The sequence below is a fragment of the Streptomyces sp. 7-21 genome, assembly GCF_016741785.1.
Lineage (GTDB): Bacteria > Actinomycetota > Actinomycetes > Streptomycetales > Streptomycetaceae > Streptomyces.
The window spans coordinates 351,046-374,414 of the sequence record NZ_JAERRL010000001.1 but is presented as its reverse complement, the minus strand read 5'-3'; the positions used below and the strand labels follow the sequence as shown (position 1 = coordinate 374,414).

Sequence of the window (23,369 nt, the reverse complement as noted above, 5' to 3'; positions counted from 1 at the left end):
GCCGCGGGCGCCGGACGGGCCCGCGGCGGCGGCGTTTGCGGGGGGACCGCCGCCGCCCGGAAGCCGCACGGGCGGGGGCGGCCCCCGGTCCGGGGCGCGTCAGGCCAGGCGGATCACGTTCCAGGACAGCGGCTCCAGCGTGGCACGCAGGGTGCCGTCGGCCAGTTCGGTGCCGGTGGCGGCGTGCGGGGTGACGCGGTCCGGCTGGGCGCTGGTGTTGCGCGCGTCGGGGTCGGCGTCGGACAGCACGCTGTGCTCGGCGACCTTGCTGAGCCCCAGGCCCGACAGCGTGACCTCCAGCGGCAGCGGCTCGGTCTGGTGGCGGTTGACGGCGAAGACCGTGACGGCGCCGGTCTGCTCGTCGCGCACGGCGGTGGCGTGCAGCAGCGGCACCTCGCCGAACCGCTTGGTCTCGTGGACCGGCGACTCGGGGTTGACCTGGAGCACGGTGCCGCGCCCGTACTTCGCGGCCTGGGCGAACGGGTAGAACGTGGTCTGCCGCCAGGCGTGGCCGCCGGGCTCGGTCGCGATCGGGGCGATCACGTTGACGAGCTGGGCGAGGCAGGCGACCTTGACGCGGTCGGCGTGGCGGAGCAGGGCGATGAGCAGCGAGCCGAAGACGACGGCGTCGGTGACGCTGTAGTTGTCCTCCAGCAGGCGCGGCGCCTCGTCCCAGTCCTGGTGCGGCGGCGCGTCGGGGGCCAGCTGCGGGCAGCCGCCGCGCTGGTACCAGACGTTCCACTCGTCGAAGGAGAGGTTGATCCTCTTCTTCGACTTGAGCTTGGCACCGACGTGGTCGCAGGTGGCGACGACGTTCTCGATGAACGACTCGGTGTCCACGGCGGAGGCCAGGAACGAGTCGCGGTCGCCGTCGTGCTCCTGGTAGTAGGCGTGGAGCGAGACGTGGTCGACCAGGTCGTAGGAGTGCGTGAGCACCTCCGCTTCCCAGGCGGCGAAGGTCTCCATGCCCTGGTTGGAGCTGCCGCAGGCGACGAGCTCGACGGAGTCGTCGATCTGCCGCATGGCGCGCGCGGTCTCGGCGGCCAGGCGGCCGTACTCGGCGGCGGTCTTGTGGCCGGTCTGCCAGGGGCCGTCCATCTCGTTGCCCAGGCACCACAGCTTGATGTGGTAGGGCTCCTTGTCGCCGTGCGCGACGCGCAGGTCGGACAGCGCGGTGCCGCCGGGGTGGTTGGCGTACTCCTGGAGCTGGATGGCCTCGGCGACGCCGCGGGTGCCGAGGTTGATCGCCATCATCGGCTCGGCGTTGATCTTGCGGACGAAGTCGATGAACTCGCTGAGCCCGAACTGGTTGGTCTCGGTCGACCGCCAGGCGAGGTCGAGGCGGCGCGGCCGCTTCTCCTTGGGGCCGACGCCGTCCTCCCACTGGTAGCCGGAGACGAAGTTGCCGCCGGGGTAGCGGATGACGGTCACGCCCAGCTCGCGGACCAGATCGAGGACGTCGGTGCGCAGCCCGGCCTCGTCGGCGCTGGGGTGCCCGGGCTCGTAGATGCCGGTGTAGACGCAGCGGCCGAGGTGCTCGACGAACGAGCCGAACAGCCGCGGGTCGACGGCCGAGACGGTGAAGGCGGGGTGAAGGGCGAAGCGGGCGGTGTGCGGTGAGCTCATGCAGGTCGTCCCGGAGTGAGTTGGTGCGGAAGGAAGGGCCGGCCGGTCACAGCGATCAGAAATCGTTCGTTATTTCGAACGACGATCGCGACTTCGAACAGAACGGTAGGACGGAAGAAGTCGCCCGTCAACGGTGTTCACGGCCCCGCGATCCGCGGGCACGGACCGAAGGGCTGCCCCGGACGAGCGCCGGAAAGCGGCTGTCGGGTTCCCTCCGGGGCGGGCAGCGCCCGGAGGGAACCCGGCGGCGGGACGGGCGGAGGCTACTGCCCGGCGATACCGGTGTGCGCGACGCCGCGCACGATCTGGCGCTGGAAGAAGACGAAGACGATCAGCAGCGGCAGACCGCCGATGATCACCGACGCCATCACCTGCGCGTAGCGGACGCCGTAGGTGGACTGCACGTTCACCAGACCCACCGGCAGCGTCATGCCGTTGGGGTCGGTCGTCACCAGGAACGGCCACAGGAAGTTGTTCCAGGTCTGGATGAACGTGAAGATGCCCACCGCCGAGAGCACCGGCCGGGACAGCGGCATGACGATCTGCCAGAACACCCGCCAGCGGCCGGCTCCGTCGACATAGGCGGCCTCCTCCAGCTCGCGCGGCACCGCCTCGAAGAACTTCACAAGGATGAAGACCATCGCGGGCACCGCGACCTGCGGCAGGATGACGCCCCAGTAGGTGTCCACCAGGTTCAGCGCCACCATCTCCGCGAACAGCGGGGCGATCAGCACCTGCGGCGGCACCATGATCCCCGCCAGCACCAGGCCGTACAGCACCTTGCGCCCGCGGAACTGAGTGCGGGAGAAGCCGTACGCCGCCATCGCCGACAGCACGACGGTCAGCACCGTCGTCACCGAGGCGATGTAAGCCGTGTTCAGCATCCACCGCGTCAGGTCGCCGGACGCCCAGACCTGGCGGTAGGCGTCGAAGGTGATCTCCGAGCCGATCCAGTGCAGCGGCGTGTCGGTGGTCTCGTTCTCGGGCTTCAGGGACGTCGCCAGCGCCCAGGCCAGCGGCAGCACCCACAGCAGCGCCAGCAGCAGCGCGCAGGCCAGCAGCGCGATCCGGCCGGGGGTCCACCGGAGCTTGCGGCCGCTGCCGTCCTCCTCGTTCTCCGGCGCGAAGACCCGCTTCACCGCGCGCACGGCCGTCATGGCACTCATCGGCTGTTCTCCTCTCGGGACCGGCGGGTGAATCGCAGATGGAGAAGGGAGACCACCACAATCAGGACGAAGAAGATGTAGGAGATGGCCGAGGCGTAGCCGATCCGGTAGCCGGTGAAGCCGGCCTGGAACACGTACTGCAGGATCGGGCGCGTCGACTCGTCCGGACCGCCGCCGGTCATGATGTACACCTGGTCGAAGATCTTCAGCGAGTTGAGCAGCTGGAGGATCAGCACCAGGCCCGTGGTGCGGTTGAGCATCGGCAGCGTGATGTGACGCAGCCGGTGCAGCGGCCCGGCGCCGTCCAGCTCCGCCGCCTCGTACAGGTGCTGCGGAATGGCCTGGAGCGCCGCCAGGTACAGCAGGAAGTTGAAGCCGACCGTCCACCACACCGTGGTCAGGACGATGGACAGCATCGCGTAGCGCTCATCGGTCAGCCACCCGATGCCGGGCTCCAGCCCGAAGCGGGCCAGCAGCTGGTCGGCGAAGCCGAAGTCGGGAGGGTAGATCACCCACGCCCACAGCAGGCAGACGACGCCGGAGGGCAGCAGGAACGGGGCGAACCAGCTCAGCCGCCACAGCCAGCTGACGACCCGGAGGTGGTGCGCGAGCAGCGCCAGCACCAGCCCGACGACGACCAGCGGCACGGTGGAGAGCAGCGTGAACCACACGGTGTTCCACAGCGACGACCACACGTCCGGATCGCGCAGCGCCTCGGCGTAGTTGTCGAAGCCGACGAAATTCTCCTTGGTGCCGGCGATGTCCCGGTCGGTCAGGCTGATGCGTATGCCGTACACCAGCGGCCAGACCAGGAACAGCCCGTACATGATGAGGAAGGGAGCGGTGAAGACGAGGCCGTGCTCCAGCCAGGAGCGGCGCACGGCCTTGCCCGGCGCGGCGCGGTCCGCCCGGGCCGCGTCCGGCTTCCCGGGCGCCGCTGTGGTCGGTGCGGGGAGTGTCATGCCGTCTCTCCGAAGGGGCTCGGGGTGTCGAGGAGCTGGCGCAGCCGGGCCTTGGCCTCGGCCAGCCCGTTCTCCGGGGTGCGGGAGCCGGTGAGCACGCCGGAGAAGACGGCGCCGAGCTCCAGCCACAGCGAGGATGCGGAACCGGCGAACCAGGCCGGCGGGTCGAGCGCCACGTCGTTGATGACGGAGCGGTACTCCGACTGCGGCACCAGCGCCAGGTAGTCCGGGTTCTCCAGGGTGGGCAGGTACGCAGGCACGTGGCCCCCAGCGGCCCAGTCCACGGAGTGCGTGACCATCCAGGCGACGAAGGCGTGCGCGGCCTCGTTCGAGGCGCCGCCGCGGCCGGTCTGGTGCGGCAGCACGAACGAGTGGCTGTCGGCCTGGGTGCTCGGGCGGCCGAACAGGTTGGGCACCCGGGTCATGGAGAACGGCACGTCGTTGTTGGTGAAGGTGGTGACCTCCCAGTCGCCGTGCAGCGCGAACGCGGTGTCACCCGCGCTGAACCTGCCCACGACGGCGTTGACGTCGATGTTGCGGACCGCCAGCCCTTCGTCGGTGAGCATGCGCATGAAGCGCAGCACCTCAAGGGCCTTGTCGTCGTCGATCGTGATGCGGGTGGCGTCCTCGTTGAGCAGCGTCCCGCCGGTCTGCGAGTAGAACGTCGAGAACAGCCGCCAGGGCCCGACCGTCTCGCTGCCCAGCGTCTCGGTGACCAGACTGGGCCTGCCGGTGACGTCGCGGGCGGCGCGGAGCGCGTCGGCGAAGGCGTCGGCCCCCTCGATGGGCCGCAGCCGCCCGTTCTCCAGCAGGCCGGCGCTCTCGCAGATCTCCGTCTGGTAGTAGAGCACCATCGGGTGGGTGTCGAACGGGATGGCGTACTGCCGCCCGTTCACGGAGCCGCGCTGCCACAGGTCCTCGGTGAAGTGCTGGGGGCCGACCCCGTGCTCGGCGAGCAGGTCGAGATCGAAGGCGTCCAGCAGCCGCCCGGGGGCGAAGCCGGGCAGCCGCGCCAGGTGCAGCGCCGCGACCTCGGGCGCCCGCCCGCCGGCGCCGGCCATGCCGAGCTTGGTGTAGTACGGCGCGCCCCACTGGAGCGTGGCGTCCTGGAGCTGGATCTCCGGGTGCTCACGGCGGAAGTCGTCCAGCATCCCCTGCATGTTGACGCCGTCTCCGCCGCCGAAGAGGTGCCAGTACCGCACCAGCGTCCTGTCCCCGCTGACGCCCGACGGCGCGGCGCAGCCCGCGACCGCGGAGGACGCAGCAAGCGCTCCAAGCCCTGCGAAGGCCCCCAGCACCCGGCGACGGCTCGGACCCTGCGGCGGCGGCAGGGAAGGGAACACGGATCGATGCATTCGTCCGTCCTCTTTCGCTGCGCATTCGTAATTTCGAACGCAGGCCGGTAATACGAACGTGAACGTAGGCGGCGGGCGCGGTCAGCGTCAACGGTTGAGACAGAAACGATCCGTTTTTCCGTACCCGGAGCGGACATCGCAGGGCAGGCGCAGACAGCAGACCGCCGCGACCCCGGAGCAAAGGGGCCGCGGCGGAAAATCAGACAGAACGTAAGGAGGCGAAGGAACGGAAAGAAACGCGAACAGGTGAAAAGAAGGACAGCGGGCCCGCCGCCGGCTACGCGGCGCCGCCGAACTCCGGCTGCGGCAGTCCGCGCCCCGCGCCCGGGAGCACGAACACCGATCCGGCCAGCGGCTCGGCCGCCGGGTCCGCGCCGGTGCGCGCCGACGTGATGTAGAGGTCGGTGAGGTCCGGGCCGCCGAAGGCGCACGCGGTGGGACGCGAGACGGGCACCGCCACCGTGCGGTCCAGGCGCCCGTCGGGCGTGTAGCGCCGCACGGCCCCGCCCTCCCAGAACGCCACCCACAGGCAGCCGTCGGCGTCCACGGTCATGCCGTCGGGGTAGCCCGCCACGTCCTCGGTGGACAGCAGCGGACGGCGGTCCGCGGCACCGCCGTCGTCCGTCATCGTCAGGACGTCCACGCGGCGGGTCGGGGTGTCGATGTAGTACACCAGCTTGCCGTCGGGGCTCCAGCCGGTGCCGTTGCTGACGGTCACCTCCGCAAGGATGGTGCTCACCTCGCCGTCAGGCGTGACGCGGACCAGCGAGCCGCCGCCCTGCCCCTCGTCGTAGCGCATCGTGCCGGCCCACAGGGAGCCGTCAGGCGCCACCGCCGCATCGTTGCCGCGGCGCCCCGGCACCGGGTCGTGCCAGAGCCAGCGGAAGGTACCGCCGGCGTCGTACTGGCCCACGCCGTCGCGCAGGTTGACCACGAGCCCGCCGCCGGCAGCCGGCTTGGCGGCTCCGACGTGCTGCTCGGTGACGCGGACGGAGCGCCGCCCCGTTGCCGGGTCGTAGCCGTGGACACGGCTGGAGAGGATGTCCACCCATATCAGGCGCTGCTCCCGCACGTGCCAGGTCGGGCCCTCCCCCAGCTCGGCCTGGGCCCGGACGGCGACCTCCAGGCCGCTTCCGCCACTCGCACTGCTGCTCACGATGCTCCTCTCTCCGCGGGGCCGACGTGGTGGCCGAGGCGCTCCGAGAGCTGCCGCGCACCCTTGACCGCAAGGGCGGCCAGCTCCTCCTGCCGCTCCTCGCTCCACCGGATCATGGGCACCGAGATGGACAGCGCGGCGACGACGCGGCCGGAGCGGTCCTGCACCGGGGCCGCGACGCAGCTGACGTCGGGGTTGGACTCGCGCTGCTCGAACGCGACACCGCGCTCCCTGATGCCGGTGAGGGCCCGGCGCAGGGCACCGGTGTCCGTGAAGGAGTTCGGCGTCATCGCGCGCAGCTTGCCGTCCTCGGGGAGCCGGGCGTCCAGCTCTTCCGGCGGCAGCGAGGCGAGCAGCATCTTGCCGACCGCCGTGCAGTGCGCGGGCAGGCGCCGCCCGGCCGCGGAGACCATCCGCACGGCGTGGGTGCTGTCCACCTTCGCGATATAGATCACATCGGCGTCTTCCAGAACCGCGACGTGCACCGTCTCGCCGCAGGTCTCGGCGACCGAGCGGGCGACCTGCTGGCCCTCGGCGGCCAGGTCCAGCTGCTCGGCGTAGCGGCTGCCGAGCTGGTAGGTCCGCACCCCGAGCCGGTAGCGACCCGGCTGCTCGGGCACGGGCACCAGGTACGACCTCGCCGCCAGCGTGGTGACCAGCTCGTGGACGGTGGTACGCGGCAGCTGGAGCTTGCGCGTGATCTCAGGGGCGGACAGCGTCCCGTCCCCGTCGAGGAACAGCTCCAAGATGTCCAGCGCCCGGGTGACCGCCGGTACGCGACGCCCCATCCCCTCACGCCTCCCCGTTCGATATGCCGATCGGCTTACGGAATGCCGAACGCTTGCCACTTAACGGTAACCGTCATCAGTCACCCCGGGCAATGGGCCGCCGGAAGACCTTTCAGGCCGCTGACCCCCGCTCCCGCACCGAGCGTAGCCGGTCAGCGACGACGGGCGGCAGCCGGTCCCCCGCCCGGTCAGCCACCGCGCCCGCCGCCCGGGCCGCCGCCTGGCGCCCCGTCAGGGCCACCGACTCGGCGGCGTTCCGCAACGCGGGGTTGGCGCGTGCCCGTTCGGCCGCCCGGCACATCTGCTCGTACCGCTCCCGTCCAGCACGGGCGCCAAGGACGTAACCGACGGCCGCTCCGGCCAGGAACGTCAGCTTGCGTCGCATCGATGGGTCCTTCCGTTCACCGGTCCGCTGTTGCCGTCTTCCCTGGGTGCCCAGATACCGGTTTCGAAGCACCCCCTCGTATGCGCTAATGTAGAGGTCGCCAAGCGGTCACGCCCCCAGCATCTGGGGGGCGGACCCGAGCGGAGCATTCCCCTGTAGCTCAATTGGCAGAGCAGCCGGCTGTTAACCGGCAGGTTACTGGTTCGAGTCCAGTCGGGGGAGCATCACACGAAGGGCCCCGTCTGGGGCCCTTCGTCGTTTTCCGTGCATCACCGCTGCGACACCGGGAACCGATCAACCCGTGCCCGCAGTCCTTGCCTGCGAAGAACCTGCCCCGAGCCGGGCGGGAGATCGTATGAGCAGCTATGCTGCGGCAGACGGCGCGCACACGTGTACGCGGCACGCCGTACTGGGGCGGTAGCTCAGCCGGTTAGAGCAACGGACTCATAATCCGTCGGCCGTGGGTTCGAGTCCCACCCGCCCCACTCTCCGCCTCACGCGGAGAAACGTTCTCACCAGCGGCTCCGGCGCGCCGCGGGCCGTCCGGCGGACGCGCGCGGCTGCCGTCTCCAGCGACAGCCGTCCCACCCGCCCCAGGTGACCCGTACGTCACACCGCTCTCAGTGGCCACACGGTGTTACGCGAGAGTGACGGAACGTTCACAGCGCCGCGCGCACACGCCTGAGAAGAACGCGACACCAGAGGAACCCACGGGTCATCAGCGGGCCAAAAACCCCTCCCACAGTGAGGGGCATGACTCATCCCTCCACGGCAGACCAGCACACGGACAGCGGCACGCTCTTCGAGCAGCTCGGCGGCGACGACGCCGTCGCCGCGGTGGTCGACAGCTTCTACGGCAAGGTCCTCGCCGATGAGAGCCTGCAGCCCTACTTCGACGGCGTCGACCTCGAACGGCTCAAGACCCACCAGCGCCGCTTCATCGGCCAGGCCCTCGGCTCCACCCGCCCCTACAGCGGACGTTCAATGCGCAAGGCCCACGGCCACCTCGGCATCAGTGACGCCGACTTCGACCGCGTGGTGACCCATCTGGCGGCCGCGCTCACCGAGGCCGGGGTCGACACGGACACCATCGGCGTCATCGCGGACAAACTCGCCCCCCTGCGCGCCGACATCGTCACCGCCGGAGCGGCCGCCCCGGAGGCGTAACCGGCGCGCTGGAGAGGCGGACGCCAGCCGGCTGACACTGTTGCGCGGTGCCCGCACGGCCATGACCGTGCCAGTGTCCTGAGGCGGGTGGCCGGCCTTGGCCGCCTTGGTCCCGCGGATCAGGGTGCGCCGCGCCCGGACGCCGCCGGTGAGAGAGCGGTCCCATGGCCACGGTGTTCGCCCGCCGAACTGCTGCGCGGTGCGGCTTGCTGTCCGGGCAGTTCCGCATAACTCCTGACCCGGGCGTTGCTGCCGCCTCCATGGGGTGCGTCGCGTCGGCATGCCCTTCCTCCCGGTCCGGTGGCGCCCGGGCGCTGCCGGGCAGCGCTCGCCCGCCCCGCCGGGGAAGCCGGTGGCCGCTGCGGCTGCGTCAGGACGGCGGCCCGCCGGTCCCGCGGAACCGGAGCAGGGAGACGGCGGTCAGCGCGGCGGCGGGGTCGTCGTCGCGGGTAAGCCCGGCCAGCGCGCGGGTGGCCGCGTCGCCCGGGAGGGACGCCAGGGCCTGGGGCAGCCGCCCGCGTGCGGGCGGCCCGGTGGCAGGGTCCGCGAGAAGGCCGGCGACCCGGCCCGCGATCCGGTCGGCCGTGGCGGCGTCGGCAGCCAGCACGCTCAGGGCGTCCGCCGCGTCGGTGTCGTTCCGCCCCGCCACGATCATCTCCAGAACATCTCCAGAAGCACCGGAGCGGCTTCGGCCTCGCCCCGCACGCCGAGCGCCAGGGCCGCGTGCCCCCGGACCAACCGCGTCCACCTGGCCGTCGCGCCCCTCACGCTCGGCGCGGGCGGCCCGGTGCTGCCCCACCGGGCCGCCCGCCCGTTCCGCCTGGCCGGCGTCACCCATGACGAGGACGTCGTCTGCCTCACCTACGACCTCACCCGAGCTGGCCCGCGAGTGTCCCGCCGCCGGCCAGCCACCCGTCCTTCTCCCCGCCGCGTCCAGCAGCCCGGGTGGGCGGCGGCCACGTCGCCGCGGATGAAGGTGATCTCCGCGCCGGGCGAACTCGCGGTGGCGTGAACACCCAGGCCTGGTGCCGGGCTTCCGGCTCATCGAGCATGCCGGCGTGGTGCAGCAGCCACTCCCAGGTGGTGGCGCCCATGACCACCGCGCCGATGCCCGCGGAGCGCTGCTGTGTGGCGGGCGTGGCGGGGAATCCGGTCAGCCGGTCCAACGAGCCGCGGCGTCCGCTACGTAGCCGTCGGCGCTGACCGCTGTGACGTAGTGAGTTGTCCGCATGGCGGTCACCCCGGGCAGGGATAACGGACACCCTCTGCCGGGTTTCCCGGTTCCTCCCCGGGCGCCGCGCGGTCAGGCGCGCAAGGCGGCAACGGCGGCGCGGTGGTGGGCTTTTTCCGGAAAGCACGGACAACCAGCATGCGGAGGGCGCCGATTCGTGCGACGGGGCGCAGCGCGGGGGCCGTATACTCCGCAACATGGCGCAAAAAGTTGTCACTATCTATACGGATGACCTGACCGGCGAGGAGTCGACTGAAATCGACTCGCATCGCTTCAGCCTTGATGGTGTCGAGTACGAGATCGACCTGACGCCGGAGTCTTTTGACAAGCTCCTTGAAGCCCTTGGTCCGTTCATGGACAAGGGGCGAAAGATCGGGAGAAGGCGTGCGGGTGCGGCGGCCAAGCGGCAGCAGAGCAAAGAGGATACCGCCGCAATTCGCCAGTGGGCCAAGGAGAACGGCTTCCAGGTCAGCGAGCGCGGCCGGGTGCCGTCGCACGTGCGCGAGGCTTACGAGAAGGCACACTGAAGCGGCCATTCTCCTCGCTTGCCGTGCAGCGGCCCCCTTTCCACCAAGGGGGCCGTCGTCACGTCGGCTTCCTGCCCGCCTGGCTGCCCGGCCGCCGCATTCCGCGGCTGTCCGGACGGGCCGTGCGGGCGTACCGCCGTCAGAACGGGCAGGTTTCGCGGTACTCCGAGACGGCGCGGTCGGCCACGGGCCCCGGGCAGAGAAACTCCTCGTAGCGGGTGTCGTCGTCCACGAAGCGCTTCAGCCAGCTCACGGTGTAGGCGGAGATCGTGTCGTTGGGCAGGTTCGGCGCGAAGTGGGAGGCGCCGGCCAGTTCCAGGTAGGCCTTACCGCCGGTGCCGGGCAGGCTTTCGTAGAACGGCTCCGAGTGGGTGCGGACCGGCGCGATGCTGTCGTTCTCCGCGCCGATGACGAGGGTGGGCACCTCGACGCCGGAGAAGTCCTTGTCGAGGTTCCAGCCCGTGAGCGGGATCGCGGCCCGGAGGGACGGGTCCGACTCGGCCGCCTCCAGCGCGCCGCCGCCGCCCATCGAGTGCCCCATGACGGCCAGGCGGCCGGGGTCGATGCGGTCGGCGACCCGGCTGTCCTCGGTGAGGTACTCCAGCGCGGCCAGCAGCTGGCGGCCCCGGGAGGACGGCTGGTCGAGCCGGCTGAGGGTGTCGATCGTGAAGACCACGAAACCGTGGGACGCCAGCCGGGGGCCGTACCAGGCCATACTCGTCTGGCTGGCGGTGTAACCGGGGGCGATGGCCACGGCGCCGAAGGTGCCCTCACCGGTCGCGGTGGGGTAGTAGACCGTGCCGCCGCCGAACCCGGTGGCCAGGCGCACCTCGTACTCGCCGACGTCGTACGGCCCGTCCTCGGTGATGCTCTCCGGCGTCGGGTCGGGGCCCCGCTGGCAGGAGGCGGTGTCGGCGCGGGCCGCAGCGCCGCTGAGCAAGCCGCCCACCAGGGCGGCGGCGACGGAGAGGACGCCCAGGCGGCGGGCCGCCCGGCGGACGGGTGAGGCGCTGATCAGCTCGGTCATGAGGAAACCTTTCTCCGCTGACCGGTGTGGGGGGACGTGACTGCGGAGGCCCAGCGTAGCCCCGGTTACTTGACTTGCTCGTAAAGTTGTTGGGCGTATTCCGTCGATGTCTGTGGGCGTCTGCCGGCGGCTGCCGGTCAGACCGCGGACGGGCGACGCGCGGCGGAAGAGTCGTTCCCGTCGAGCTGGTCCACCAGCCGCGCGGCCTCCGCCGCGGCCTCCCGGTCCTCCTGCGCCAGGGCGTACCGGAGGGCCTCGCACCACGCCTCACGGGCCGCCTGGCGGTTCCCGAGCGCCAGGTACTGGTGGCCCAGGCCGACGCGGATGCTGGTGGCGGACGAGTCGGCGCCGTGCCGCCGCTCGACCGCGAGCGCGTCCTCGTACACGCGGATCGCCGAGCGGTGGTCGCCCCGCTCGGCGTGCACCCAGGCGAGGGTGTCCAGCACCGCGACCAGCCGCATGTACTCCCCCGCGGTGCGGAAGATCCCGGCCGCCCGCAGGCCGCACCCCAGCGCCTCGTCGAAGCGGCGCAGGCCCCGGTACGCCATCGCGAGATTGTTCAGCGCCATGGCGGCGGACGTGACGTCACCGGCCTCCAGGTACAGGTCCCGCGAGCGCTGGAGCACTTCGCGCGCCTCGGCGTAGCGCTGCCGCTTCTCCAGCGCCGAGCCCATGTTCAGCAGCGCCGTCGCCTGCTCCTCGACGTGGCCGAGCCGCTCGAACAGCTCCAGCGCCCGGCGGCAGGTGGCCAGCTCCTCCTCATAGCGGCCGACGTGGCCGTAGGCCCCGGACAGGCCGTTGCGGCACTTCGCCTCCAGGAACGGGTCGCCGAGCGCGAGCGCCGAGGCGAGCGCCGCCTCACCCGTGGCCACCAGCCGCCCCCACTGCGCGCGCATGTAGAAGTACGGCCAGCTCAGCTGCGCGAGGAGCACCGCCGACCGGTGGTGCCCCAGCTCGCCGGCCCGGGGCACGAGCGCGGCAATCGTGTCGCTCTCCGCGGCGAACCACGCCAGTGCCTCCGCCCGGTCCGCCGGCACGGCCGGGACGATGCCCTCGGGCGGCGCGTCGGGAAGCGGCAACCGGTGCGCGAGACGCAGCAGATGCCCCCGCGCCCGCGCCGCGGAGTGCACGTACCAGTCGAGCAGCCGCCCGAGCGTCTCCCGGGCGCCGACGCCGTGGCGCGCGGCCTGGTCGCGGGCGTACTCCCGCAGCAGGTCGTGCAGCTGGAACCGGCCGGGCACGGGCTGCTCGGCCATGCTGACCTCGTACAGCTGCCCCAGCAGGGCGCGGGCCCGTTCCGGCGTCGTGCCCGCCAGTGCGGCGGCGGCGGACGCGTCGGTGTCGCTGCCCGGGTGGTGGCCCAGGCAGTCGAACAGGGCGGCGGCCTCGGGGGTGAGCGCCCCGTAGGACCAGTCGAAGACGGACCGCAGGTCGGTGTCGATGCTCTCGTCGATGGACAGCGCCGCCAGCCGGCCGCGCTGGTGGGCAAGCTGGGCCGCGAGGGCGCTCAGCGGCGCGTCCGGCTGGCGCGTGGCCCGCTCGGCGGCGAGCCGCAGCGCCAGCGGCAGGCGTGTGCACAGCTCGACGACGGTCCGGGTGGCCTCCGGCTCGCGGCCGGCGCGGTGGCCCCCGGTGGCCTCGTCGAACAGGGCGAGCGCGTCCGGCAGCGGCAGCGTGCCGAGCGTGAGGTGGCGGGCGCCGTGCCGGGCGGACAGGGCCCGCAGCTTGCGGCGGCTGGTGACCAGCACCAGCGCGTCGCCGCCCGGCAGCAGCGGCCGGACCTGGTCGCTGGCGCGGGCGTTGTCCAGGATGATCAGCACCCGCCGGCCGGCCAGCTCGCTGCGCAGCAGGGCCGACCGCTCGTCCAGGTCACCGGGGATGGCGCCGGCCGGCACCCCCAGCGAACGCAGCATGGACTCCAGCGCGTCGGCCGCGGACACCGGCTCGCCGGGCCCGTAGCCGCGCAGGTTCACGAACAGCTGCCCGCCGGGGAAACGGCCCTTGACGCGGTGCGCCCAGTGCACGGCGAGCGCGGTCTTGCCCGCGCCGCCCGCGCCGTCGATGGCGCAGATGACGACGGGCCGTGAGGCGTCCGGACCGTCCGGGCCCCGGTCCTCGGTGAGGAGGGCGTCCAGGTGCGCGAGGTCGTGCTGCCGGCCGACGAAACCCGGGATGTCCGAAGGCAGCTGCCGGGGCACCCGGACTGGCGGGGCGGCGGGCGCGGCGGGCGCCTTCGGCGGGGCGGGCACGGCCGGTTGGCCGAGGCCGCCGGTGAGGATCTGCTGGTGGACGCGGCGCGTCTCCGGCCCGGGATCGGCTCCCAGTTCCTCGGCCAGCCGGCCGCGTATCCGCTCGAACTCCCGCAGCGCGTCGGCCTGGCGACCGCTGGCGTAGAGCGCGCGCATGAGCTGGGCGGACGCCCGTTCGTCCAGCGGGTGTTCAGTTACGTGGGCGGTCAGCGGGGCCAGGACGGCGGCGTGTTCGCCGCGCCGCAGGCGCAGGGCGAAGTAGTCCAGCCGCGCCTGGTCGTGCTCGGCGCGCAGCGTCCGGCGCACCCCGTCGAGCCACGCGGACTCCAGGCCCGTGAAGGGCTCGCCGCGCCACAGCGCGAACGCCTCCTCGAACAGCGCGGTGCCTTCGGCGCCGTCCCGGGCGCGGCGCGCCCGCGCGAGCAGTTGCCGGTAGCGGTGCAGGTCGACGGCGTCGCGCGGCACGGTCAGCGTGTAGCCGCCCTGCCCGCGTTCGATGCGGGCCTCGTCCCCCGCCTCGCGCAGCGCGCTCCGCAGCCGGGAGACGTAGGCGCGCAGGGTGGCGTGGGTGCGCTCCGGCGGCTCCGGGCCCCACAGCCGGTCGGCCAGCTTCTCGTGGGTGACGAGGCTGTTGGCGCTCATCAGCAGGGCCGCCAGCACGCAGCGCTGCCGGGCGTGGCCGAGATCGATCTCCTCGCCGCCAGCGGCCCGGAGGGCGAAGCCGCCGAGCAGAGTGAACTCCACACCCACGAGTCCCTCGCTCCCTCCGGCACTGGCTGGCCGCCAAGGATAACCGGCGGTTCACCGCGGCCTTCCTGGTCCCGGGTACCACTCGCCAGGAGGAACGGGGGCCGGAGGCTGCCCGGCCTCCGCCGCCGTCCGCCCCCGGAAGGCGCCGCTCGCCGCCCAACTCCCAGAGAGAGAAAGTGAGATGAGACGTGAGGTGCGCCATGAGAGCAGGCTGGGAGAGGCGCGGGAACCAGCAGTCGTACCCGTGGCTTTCCGGCCGCGCTGGCGGCCATCCTCGGGCTGGTCCCGGCCGTTGCCGCTCTCGCCGCCGTTGCCGGAGGCCGCCGGCGGCGGCTAGCTGGCCCGGCGGGGAAACCCTGGCTGGCCGAGGGCGGAGCGCGCTCACCCCGCCCCGGGGGGCAGCGCGCGCAGCAGCAGCACCGAACGCGCCGGCAGCGTGAGGACGGAGCCGCCCGGGTGGCGCGACCCGGGCGGCCCGGCCTGGTCCTCGCGGGAGGTGTCGGCCAGCAGCTCGTACGCGTCCGCCCACGGCGCTCCGGGCAGCGGGAACGCCACGTCCTCGGCGCCGGCGTGCAGCAGCACGAGGAAGCTGTCGTCCGTGACGGGCCGGCCGCGGTCGTCCCGCTGCGGGATGTCGCGCCCGGAGAGGAACATGCCCAGCGTGCTGCCGGGCGCGTACCAGTCCTCCTCGGTCATCTCCTTGCCGTCGGCGGCGAACCAGCCCAGGTCGCGCATGCCGTGGGGGCCCTGGCGGCGGCCGGAGAAGAACGCGCGGCGGCGCAGCACCGGATGGGCGCGGCGCAGCCGGATCAGGCGGCGCGTCAGGTCCAGCAGGGCGCGCCAGCCGGGGTCGTCCCGCAGGGACCAGTCGAGCCAGCTGATCTCGTTGTCCTGGCAGTAGGCGTTGTTGTTGCCGCGCTGGGTGCGGCCCATCTCATCGCCGGCGACCAGCATCGGCACGCCGGTGGACAGCAGCAGCGTGGTGAGGAGGTTGCGCAGCTGGCGGCGGCGGAGCGCGGTGATGCGCGGGTCGTCGGTCTCGCCCTCGGCGCCGCAGTTCCAGGACCGGTTGTCGTCGGTGCCGTCGCGGTTGCCGTCGCCGTTGGCTTCGTTGTGCTTGCGCTCGTAGGAGACGAGGTCCCGCAGCGTGAACCCGTCGTGCGAGGTGACGAAGTTGACGGAGGCGTACGGCCGGCGGCCGCCCCAGGCGTACAGGTCGCTGGAGCCGGACAGGCGGTAGCCGAGGTCGCGCACGTCGGGCAGCGCGCCGCGCCAGAAGTCGCGGACGGTGTCGCGGTAGCGGTCGTTCCATTCGGTCCACAGCGGGGGGAACGCGCCGACCTGGTAGCCGCCGCTGCCGACGTCCCAGGGCTCGGCGATGAGCTTGACCCGGCGCAGCACCGGGTCCTGGGCGATGACGGCGAGGAACGGCGAGAGCATGTCGACGTCGTGCATGGCGCGGGCGAGCGCGGCGGCCAGGTCGAAGCGGAAGCCGTCGACGCCCATCTCGGTGACCCAGTACCGCAGGGAGTCGGTGATCAGGCGGAGCACCTGCGGCTGGACGACGTGCAGGGTGTTGCCGCAGCCGGTGTAGTCGGCGTAGTAGCGGGGGTCGTCGGCCAGGCGGTAGTAGCCGGTGTTGGAGATGCCGCGCAGCGACAGGGTGGGGCCGAGGTGGCTGCCCTCGGCGGTGTGGTTGTAGACGACGTCGAGGATGACCTCGATACCGGCGGCGTGCAGGGTGCGGACCAGCTGCCTGAACTCGCTGACCTGCTGGCCGCGGCTGCCGCTGGCGCTGTAGGCGGCGTGGGGGGCGAAGTAGCCGATGGAGCTGTAGCCCCAGTAGGTGCGCAGGCCACGGCGGAGCAGGTGGTCTTCGTGGACGAACTGGTGGACCGGCAGGAGTTCGACGGCGGTGACACCGAGTGAGGTCAGGTGCTCGACGGCGGCGGGATGGGCGAGTCCGGCGTAGGTACCGCGCAGGTGCTCGGGGATGCCGGGGTGACGCATCGTGAAGCCGCGCACGTGGAGCTCGTAGATGACGGAGTCGGCCCAGTCGGTGGCCGGGCGGCGGTCGTCCTGCCCCGCACCGCCGGTGAGTTCGTCGTCGACGACGACGCCCTTGGGGACGAACGGCGCGGAGTCGCGGTCGTCGCGGACGGTGTCGGCGGCGTCCTGGCGGTGCCAGTCGCGGACGTGGCCGTAGACCTCGGCGGGCAGGCAGGTGGTGCCGTTCTCCGTGGTGACGCAGGCGTCCTGGCCGGCGTCGATGGCGCGGGCGTAGGGGTCGATGAGCAGCTTGGCGGGGTTCCACCGGGCGCCGTTGCCCGGGTCCCACGGGCCGTGGACGCGGTAGCCGTAGCGCTGGCCGGGGCGGACGCCGGGGAGGAAGCCGTGCCAGATCTCGGGTGTCAGCTCTTCGAGGCGGTAGCGCGTCTCGTGGCCGTCGTCGTCGAAGAGGCACAGGTCGACGGCCTCCGCTCCGCCCGCCCAGAGCGCGAAGTTGGTGCCCTCGGGTCCCTGCGGTGCCCGCTGGAACCAGGCGCCGAGCGGGTGCGGTTCGCCTGGCCACACCTCGGATGACTGGGGCACGCTGGCCTCCCACGTCCCGTGCCCGGTCGCGCGGGTCCCGGCCTCGTCCGCGGCCCACGGCACGTCAGAAACGACAGTGACGCCGGGATTTCCCGAATTTTGCCACGGCAGCCGTCGCCAGGCGGGGCGCACGCGCCTCGGACTGGGACGGAACAGTGACAATCCCGCCCCTCTTCCGTCTCACCAGTGTGATTACCTTCCAATTAGTCATATATGAGCAGTGCCGCGCGCACGGGTGACATGGAGGGGACACGCAGTGCGGACAGGCAATGACCGGAGAACGGCACGGGACTCCGTCGTCGCGGCGGTGCTGGGGGTACTGCTGCTCGGCCTGGCGGCGTGCACCAGCAGCGAGGCGGACGACCGCGGCGGCGGGGACGGTGCGGGGAACGGCGGGCCGGTCGAGGTCACCATCACGCCCGAGGACGGCGCCACCGGCGTAGCGACCTCGGGCGAGCTGGAGGTCACCGCCGAGGGCGGCTCCCTCACCGGCGTGACGGTCACCAGCGACGAGGGCGAGGAAGTGCCCGGCGAACTGTCCGAGGACGGCGCGCGCTGGGAGCCCTCGGAACACTTGGCCAACGGCGCCGAGTACACCGTGGAGGCCGTCGCGGAGAACGGCGACGGCGAGGAGGAGACGGCAACCTCCACCTTCACCACGGTCGAGGCCGACGCCACCTTCACCACCAACTGGAACATCCCCGACGAGTCGGTCACCGGGGTCGGCATGATCCTGTCGCTGACCTTCGACACCCCGATCGAGAACACCGAGGCCGTCGAGGACGCCGTGCGGATCAGCGCCGACCCGGAGGTGGAGGTGCGGGGCCACTGGTTCGGCAACCAGCGCCTGGACTTCCGCCCCCAGGAGTACTGGGAGCCGGGCACCGAGGTGTCCGTCAGCTTCCGGCTGCGCGGCGTGGAGGGAGCCGAGGGCGTCTACGGCACCCTGCACGAGGACATCGGCTTCACCATCGGCCGCAGCCAGATCAGCACCGTCGACGTCAACACCCTCACCATGGACGTGGTGCGGGACGGTGAGACGATCCGGACCCTGCCCGTGACCACCGGCGCTCCCGGGTACGACACCTGGAACGGCAAGATGGTGATCACCGAGCGCCTGACCGAGACCAGGATGGACGGCGCGACGGTCGGGTACGGCGGCGAGTACGACATCCCCGACGTGCCGCACGCGATGCGGCTGAGCACCTCCGGCACGTTCATCCACGGCAACTACTGGTCCGGCTCGTCGACGTTCGGCAACGTCAACGCCAGCCACGGCTGCATCGGTCTGGAGGACGTGCAGGGCGCGGGCGACCCCTCCACCCCGGGGGCGTGGTTCTTCGAGAACTCCCTGATCGGCGACGTGGTCGAGGTCGTCAACTCCAACGACGACATCATCGCGCCGGACAACGGGCTCAGCGGCTGGAACATGGACTGGAGCGACTGGGGCGCGAACGAGTGACGCCCGCGCTCCCCGCGTGCCCCCGGAAGTGACCGGGGGCACGCGGCGCCGCCCGGGCCACCTGCCCTGGGCATATGAGGCCCGTCACGGAAGCCCCACGTACCCCACACGGGCCAACTACCCTCAATTCACCCTCATGGGCGGCATATACGGTCCATCATGAGGGCATGGCGAGCACGGCAGGGCCTCCGCGCGAGGCGAGTCACGAACACGGCATGGACGGGCCGCCCACGGCGCCGTGGGAGCTGACCCACGACGCCTGGCCGGGCGAAGCGCGGCTGCCGTCCCGCCCCGAGTCCGCCGGGGTCGCCCGCCGCCTGGTGCGGAGCATGCTCCACCACCGCTGGGGCCTGCCGCCCGACGTCACCGACACGGCCGTGCTGCTCACCTCTGAACTGGTCGGCAACGCGGTGCAGCACGCCGGGGCGCACGTCTTCGGCCTGCGGATCAGGCGCCGCCGCGACTGGATCCGCTGCGAGGTGCGCGATCCGTCCCGGGCCCTGCCCTGCCGCCTGCCGGTCCGCGACCTGGACGTCAGCGGCCGCGGCCTGCACCTGGTGAACATGCTGGCGGGCCGCTGGGGCGTCGATCTGCTGCCGCACGGCAAGTCCACCTGGTTCGAGATGCGGGTGCCCGGCCGCACCTGCACCTGAGCGGCACGGCATCCGGCGGGCGTCTCAGCGCAGCGGCCGGCGCCGGGCACTGGCACGGCGCCGCCGGTCATTGCACAGCAGGCACTTGCCCCAGCCGGGCGGCAGCGGGCTCTCCTTGTCGTAGTAGAGCGGGTCCACCGCACCGCGCGGGTGCTCCGGGCAGCCGGTCGTGCCCGGCCCGTCGCTCAGCGCCTGTGCCGCGGCCAGCGCGCGCCGCAGCGCCGCCACCAGCGCCTCGGCCTCCTCGGGCCCCGGCGGCTGCTGGTCGAAGGCGATGTCGGACGCCACCCGCACGGCGGACTGAAGCTCCCTGAGGTCACTCGCGGAGTCCATGCCTGCCAGCCTAGAAGGCGGCACCGACAACCGGTCCCGGCCAGCGGCGACGGCCGCGCCAGGCGGGACCAGGCCCCAGGACCTACGCCGGAAAACCGGGTGGGCACTGTCCGAGCCAGTCCGTAACCTCGGTAATGATGTCTGCCTCAGCCGAAGCCCCCGCCGCCACCAGCCAGCCCCGACAACGCTCGGTCGTCCGTTCCCTGCTCCGGCTGTGGCCCTACGTACGGCCCGTGCGCGCCCGTCTGTTCGGCGCGGCCGCCGTGGCCATCATCGCCGCCTCCATGGCGCTGATCATGCCGCTGATCCTCAAGTGGATCGTCGACGGCCCCGTCGCCGACGGCGACACCGCGGGGGTCTGGCTGGGCGGCGGCGTCCTGCTGGCCGTCGGCGTCGTCGAGGCGCTGCTCTTCGGCCTGCGGCGGTGGCTCGTGGCCCGGCCGCTCGCGGGCGTCGAGGCCAGCATGCGCGGGGCGCTCTACCAGCACGTGCAGCGCCTGCCCGTCGCGTTCCACGACCGCTGGGCCACCGGGCAGCTCCTCTCCCGCGGCACGGGCGACCTCCAGCTGCTGCGGATGTTCCTGGCGTTCGGCCTGACGTTCCTGATCGTCAACAGCGCGACCATCCTCATCGGCTGCGCCGTGCTGCTGGTGCAGGACTGGGGCCTGGGCCTGGTGCTCATCGCCCCCGTGCTGCCGCTGATCCTGGTGTGCGCCGTCTTCGAGACCAAGTACGCGGTCGCCGCCCGCCGGGCGCAGGACCAGATGGGCGACCTGACGACGCTGGTGGAGGAGTCCATCCTCGGCATCCGCGTCATCAAGGGCTTCGGCAGGCACCGCAGCCAGGCGCGGGCCTTCCAGCAGCTCTCGCGGCGGCTGTACGGCACCGAGCTGCGCAAGGCCCGCCTGCTCGCGGGCATCTGGATGGTCATCCTGGTCCTCCCCGAGCTGTTCCTGGGCACGGCGCTGGTGCTGGGCATCGCGCAGGTCGCCGACAATGACCTGACGGCCGGCACGCTCGTGGCGTTCATGACCACCGCGATGGCGCTGCGCTGGCCCGTGGAGTCGATCGGCTTCCTGCTGGCCCTGGCGAACGAAGCCAGCACCGCCACCGACCGCTTCTTCGAGGTGATGGACACCGAGATCCCGCCCGACGCCCCCGCCGAGCGCGCCGCGCCCGCGCCGGCGCCCACGGCCGGCGGCGAGCGAGGGCTGCGCTTCGACGGCGTCGTCTTCCGGTACCCCGAGGCCCCCGAGAACTCCACACCGGTGCTCAACGGCATCGACCTGCACGTGCGGCACGGCGAGACGATGGCGCTCGTCGGCGGCACGGGCAGCGGCAAGACGACGCTGCTGTCGCTGGTGCCCCGGCTGTACGAGGTCACCTCCGGCAGGATCACGCTCGACGGCACAGACATCGCCACGCTCCCCCGCCGACGGGTCCGCGAGCTGGTCGGCGCCGCCTTCGAGGAGCCCACGCTGTTCTCCGCCACGGTGCGGGAGAACGTCGAGATGGGGCTGCGCGACCCCGCCAGCGGCGGGGCCGACAGCTTCGCACGCGCCCTGCGGGTCAGCCAGGCGGCCGACTTCGTGGCCGCGCTGCCCCAGGGCGCGGAGACCGAGGTCGGCGAGCAGGGGCTGAGCCTGTCCGGCGGCCAGCGGCAGCGGCTCGCCCTGGCCCGCGCCGTCATCGGCCGGCCGCCGTTCCTCATCCTCGACGACCCGCTCTCCGCCCTGGACGTCCACACCGAGGCGCGCGTCGAGGCGGCGCTGCGGGAGGTGCTGGCGGGCACCACGGCCCTCGTCGTGGCGCACCGCCCCTCCACCGTGCAGCTTGCCGACCGGGTGGCGCTGCTCTCCGGCGGCCGGATCGCCGACGTGGGCACCCACTCCGAGCTGCTCCAGCGCAGCGCCGAGTACCGGCACCTGATGACCGGTGAGCCGCTGTCTGGGACCTCGCCGCAGGCCGGCGCGGAGACCGGTACCGGCGGGACCACCGGCAGGGAGGTTCCCGTCCGATGACCACGACCCCGACGCTGCCGTCCTCGCCCGACGAGCCGCCGGTGCCCCGCGAGGAGGGGCCGGCCGGGAAGGCTGGCCCGTCCGGTCTCTCCAGTCCGTCCGGTCCGTCTGAGGCGTCCGACCCCTTCGATCAGGACACGCTGCCGACGCCCCCGGGTGCCTCCCGGCGGCTGCTCGGCTCGCTGCTGCGGCCCCACAAGGCGCGCGTCGCGCTGGGCGCGCTGCTGCTGCTGAGCCAGCAGGCAGCCGTGCAGGCGGTGCCGCTGCTGGTCGCCTACGGCATCGACCGCGGCGTGCCCGCGCTGCGGGAGGACGACAACGGGCCGCTGATCGCCGTCGCGTGCGCCTACCTGGTCTGCGCGCTGGCGGGCGGGCTGCTCCAGTTCTGTTTCATCCAGGTGGCGGCCCGCGTCAACCAGGGCGTGCTGCTGGACCTGCGCAGCCGCATCTACCGCCACGCCCAGGCCCTCAGCCTCGACTTCCACGACCGCTACACCTCGGGCCGCCTGATCTCGCGCGCCACCACCGACGTGCAGTCGCTGCGCGAACTGCTGGATGAGGGCCTGCAGGACCTGCTGATGATGACCGTTTCGGTCGTCTACATCAGCTCGCTGCTGTTCTACCTGGACGTGGGCCTGGGCACGGCGGCGCTGCTGTCGTTCGTGCCGCTGTCCCTGCTGGTGCGCGACTACCGGCGGCGCGCGTCGGAGCGGTTCAGCAAGCGGTCCACGGCCATGGCGAAGGTGATCGTCAAGTTCTCCGAGACGATCGGCGGCATCCGGCCGGTGCAGGCGTTCCGCCGTGAGAAGGCCAACGACGAGGCGTTCGCGGTGCTCAACCACCGCCACGAGCGGCTCAACGGCGACGGCATTCTGGAGCTGGCGCGCTTCGTGACGCTCTCCCGGCTGATCGTGGCGTGCGCCACGGCCGCGATCGTGCTGTGGGGGGCGCACCGCGTCACCTCGGGCGACCTGGAGCTCGGCGTGCTGGCGGCGGGCGCCCTGTACGTGCGGCGGCTGTACGACCCGCTCGACCGCTTCGCCATGATCCTGAACAACTACCAGTCCGCCGCCGCCTCGCTGGAGAAGATCGCCGGCCTGCTCTGCCAGCGGCCCGACGTGCCGGAGCCGGAGCGGCCGGCGCGGCTGCCTGAGCTGTCCGGGTCCACGCGGGGCCGGGAGGTCGTCTTCGACAACGTGCGGTTCGCCTACCGCACGGGCGGCGAGGTGCTGCCCAGGTTCTCGCTGCGGATCCCCGCGGGCCAGACTACGGCGCTGGTCGGGGCGACGGGCGCGGGCAAGTCCACGCTGGCGAAGCTGCTGGCGCGGTTCTACGACCCGACCGAGGGCCGGGTGCTCCTGGACGGCACGGACCTGCGCACGCTGAGCCTGCCGGAGCTGCGGCGCGGCGTGGTGATGGTGACGCAGGAGGCGTTCTTGTTCTCCGGGACGATCGCGGAGAACATCGCGCTGGGCCGCCCCGAGGCCACCCGGGAGGAGATCGAGCGCGCCGCCATGGCCATCGGCGCGCACCCCTTCATCGCTTCGCTGCCCGACGGCTACGACACGGACGTGCGCAAGCGCGGCAGCCGCATCTCCGCCGGGCAGCGGCAGCTCGTGGCGTTCGCCCGGGTGGTGCTGGCCGACCCCGCCGTGGTGATCCTCGACGAGGCGACGTCCTCGCTCGACATCCCCGGCGAGAAGGCCGTGCAGCACGCCATGGAGACGGTGCTGCGCAACCGCACGGCGCTGGTCATCGCGCACCGGCTGTCCACGGTGGAGGTCGCCGACCGGGTGCTGGTGATGGAGAGCGGGCGCATCGTCGAGGACGGCACGCCCGCCGAGCTGATCGGCGGCACCGGCCGGTTCGCCACGCTGCACCAGGCGTGGCGCGAGTCGCTGGTCTGACGGCGGCCGGCC

17 protein-coding genes, 2 tRNA genes and 1 pseudogene are annotated in these 23,369 nt (G+C 72.4%); 8 read left to right on the top strand and 12 right to left on the bottom strand.

From position 1 onward, the window contains the following. Positions 1-99: 99 nt before the first annotated feature. The 7 genes from JK356_RS01760 to JK356_RS01730 all read right to left on the bottom strand — a co-directional run bounded on the left by JK356_RS01760 (position 100) and on the right by JK356_RS01730 (position 7,438). Positions 100-1,626, bottom strand: coding sequence for an alpha-N-arabinofuranosidase (locus JK356_RS01760; RefSeq protein ID WP_201865646.1), 1,527 nt, complete (start codon positions 1,624-1,626; stop codon positions 100-102). Positions 1,627-1,889: 263 nt separating this feature from the next. Beyond that, the gene (locus JK356_RS01755; RefSeq protein ID WP_236670624.1) at positions 1,890-2,783 is read right to left on the bottom strand and encodes a carbohydrate ABC transporter permease; all 894 of its coding nucleotides are present in this window, start codon (positions 2,781-2,783) and stop codon (positions 1,890-1,892) included. A 5-nt stretch (positions 2,784-2,788) separates the two neighbouring features. Then, positions 2,789-3,754, bottom strand: coding sequence for a carbohydrate ABC transporter permease (locus JK356_RS01750; RefSeq protein ID WP_201865644.1), 966 nt, complete (start codon positions 3,752-3,754; stop codon positions 2,789-2,791). Continuing rightward, positions 3,751-5,109: an extracellular solute-binding protein gene (locus JK356_RS01745; RefSeq protein WP_201865643.1), complete on the bottom strand. Its 1,359-nt coding sequence runs from the start codon at positions 5,107-5,109 to the stop codon at positions 3,751-3,753. The genes JK356_RS01750 and JK356_RS01745 overlap by 4 nt, the downstream gene beginning before the upstream one ends. Before the next feature lie 277 nt (positions 5,110-5,386). Continuing rightward, the gene (locus tag JK356_RS01740; protein WP_201865642.1) at positions 5,387-6,265 is read right to left on the bottom strand and encodes an SMP-30/gluconolactonase/LRE family protein; all 879 of its coding nucleotides are present in this window, start codon (positions 6,263-6,265) and stop codon (positions 5,387-5,389) included. Next, positions 6,262-7,053, bottom strand: coding sequence for an IclR family transcriptional regulator (locus JK356_RS01735; RefSeq protein WP_201865641.1), 792 nt, complete (start codon positions 7,051-7,053; stop codon positions 6,262-6,264). The genes JK356_RS01740 and JK356_RS01735 overlap by 4 nt, the downstream gene beginning before the upstream one ends. Positions 7,054-7,165: 112 nt before the next feature. After that, a complete protein-coding gene (locus JK356_RS01730) occupies positions 7,166-7,438 on the bottom strand; it encodes a hypothetical protein (RefSeq protein WP_201865640.1) in 273 nt (90 codons plus the stop codon). A gap of 149 nt (positions 7,439-7,587) precedes the next feature. On the opposite strand from JK356_RS01730, the gene JK356_RS01725 reads away from it, so the two are divergent. The 3 genes from JK356_RS01725 (at position 7,588) to JK356_RS01715 (ending at position 8,605) form a co-directional block, all read left to right on the top strand. Next, positions 7,588-7,660: transfer RNA gene (locus tag JK356_RS01725), tRNA-Asn, on the top strand. A 189-nt stretch (positions 7,661-7,849) separates the two neighbouring features. After that, positions 7,850-7,923 (top strand) — tRNA-Ile (locus JK356_RS01720). A gap of 268 nt (positions 7,924-8,191) precedes the next feature. After that, a complete protein-coding gene (locus JK356_RS01715; RefSeq protein WP_201865639.1) occupies positions 8,192-8,605 on the top strand; it encodes a group 1 truncated hemoglobin in 414 nt (137 codons plus the stop codon). Positions 8,606-8,975: 370 nt separating this feature from the next. Here JK356_RS01715 and JK356_RS01710 read toward each other — a convergent pair. Continuing rightward, a pseudogene (locus JK356_RS01710) lies at positions 8,976-9,373 on the bottom strand (MerR family transcriptional regulator); the annotation flags it as partial. 660 nt (positions 9,374-10,033) lie between these two features. Between JK356_RS01710 and JK356_RS01705 the strand changes: the two are divergent. Next, entirely contained in the window at positions 10,034-10,363 is a 330-nt protein-coding gene (locus tag JK356_RS01705) for an Lsr2 family protein (protein WP_201865637.1), read from the top strand. A 139-nt stretch (positions 10,364-10,502) separates the two neighbouring features. Here the strand turns inward: JK356_RS01705 and JK356_RS01700 are convergent, their stop codons facing one another. From JK356_RS01700 to glgX, 3 genes are all read right to left on the bottom strand, one after another. After that, positions 10,503-11,390 carry a dienelactone hydrolase family protein gene (locus JK356_RS01700; protein ID WP_201865636.1) on the bottom strand — a complete coding sequence of 296 codons (888 nt, stop codon included), beginning with the start codon at positions 11,388-11,390 and terminating at the stop codon, positions 10,503-10,505. Positions 11,391-11,527: 137 nt separating this feature from the next. After that, positions 11,528-14,383, bottom strand: coding sequence for a BTAD domain-containing putative transcriptional regulator (locus JK356_RS01695; RefSeq protein WP_201865635.1), 2,856 nt, complete (start codon positions 14,381-14,383; stop codon positions 11,528-11,530). A 387-nt stretch (positions 14,384-14,770) separates the two neighbouring features. Beyond that, entirely contained in the window at positions 14,771-16,981 is a 2,211-nt protein-coding gene (glgX, locus tag JK356_RS01690) for a glycogen debranching protein GlgX (protein WP_307815354.1), read from the bottom strand. Positions 16,982-17,237: 256 nt separating this feature from the next. Between glgX and JK356_RS01685 the strand changes: the two genes are divergently transcribed. Next, entirely contained in the window at positions 17,238-18,443 is a 1,206-nt protein-coding gene (locus JK356_RS01685; protein ID WP_201865633.1) for an Ig-like domain-containing protein, read from the top strand. 167 nt (positions 18,444-18,610) lie between these two features. Continuing rightward, positions 18,611-19,096: an ATP-binding protein gene (locus JK356_RS01680; protein WP_201865632.1), complete on the top strand. Its 486-nt coding sequence runs from the start codon at positions 18,611-18,613 to the stop codon at positions 19,094-19,096. Positions 19,097-19,120: 24 nt separating this feature from the next. Here the strand turns inward: JK356_RS01680 and JK356_RS01675 are convergent, their stop codons facing one another. Further along, entirely contained in the window at positions 19,121-19,429 is a 309-nt protein-coding gene (locus JK356_RS01675; protein WP_201865631.1) for a hypothetical protein, read from the bottom strand. Positions 19,430-19,566: 137 nt separating this feature from the next. On the opposite strand from JK356_RS01675, the gene JK356_RS01670 reads away from it, so the two are divergent. Continuing rightward, complete coding sequence (locus JK356_RS01670) at positions 19,567-21,450, top strand: ABC transporter ATP-binding protein (RefSeq protein WP_201865630.1); 1,884 nt, start codon at positions 19,567-19,569, stop codon at positions 21,448-21,450. After that, positions 21,447-23,357 (top strand): ABC transporter ATP-binding protein, encoded by a 1,911-nt coding sequence (locus JK356_RS01665; RefSeq protein ID WP_201865629.1) that lies wholly within the window; start codon positions 21,447-21,449, stop codon positions 23,355-23,357. Before JK356_RS01670 ends, JK356_RS01665 begins: the two co-directional genes overlap by 4 nt. The last annotated feature ends 12 nt before the right edge of the window (positions 23,358-23,369 follow it).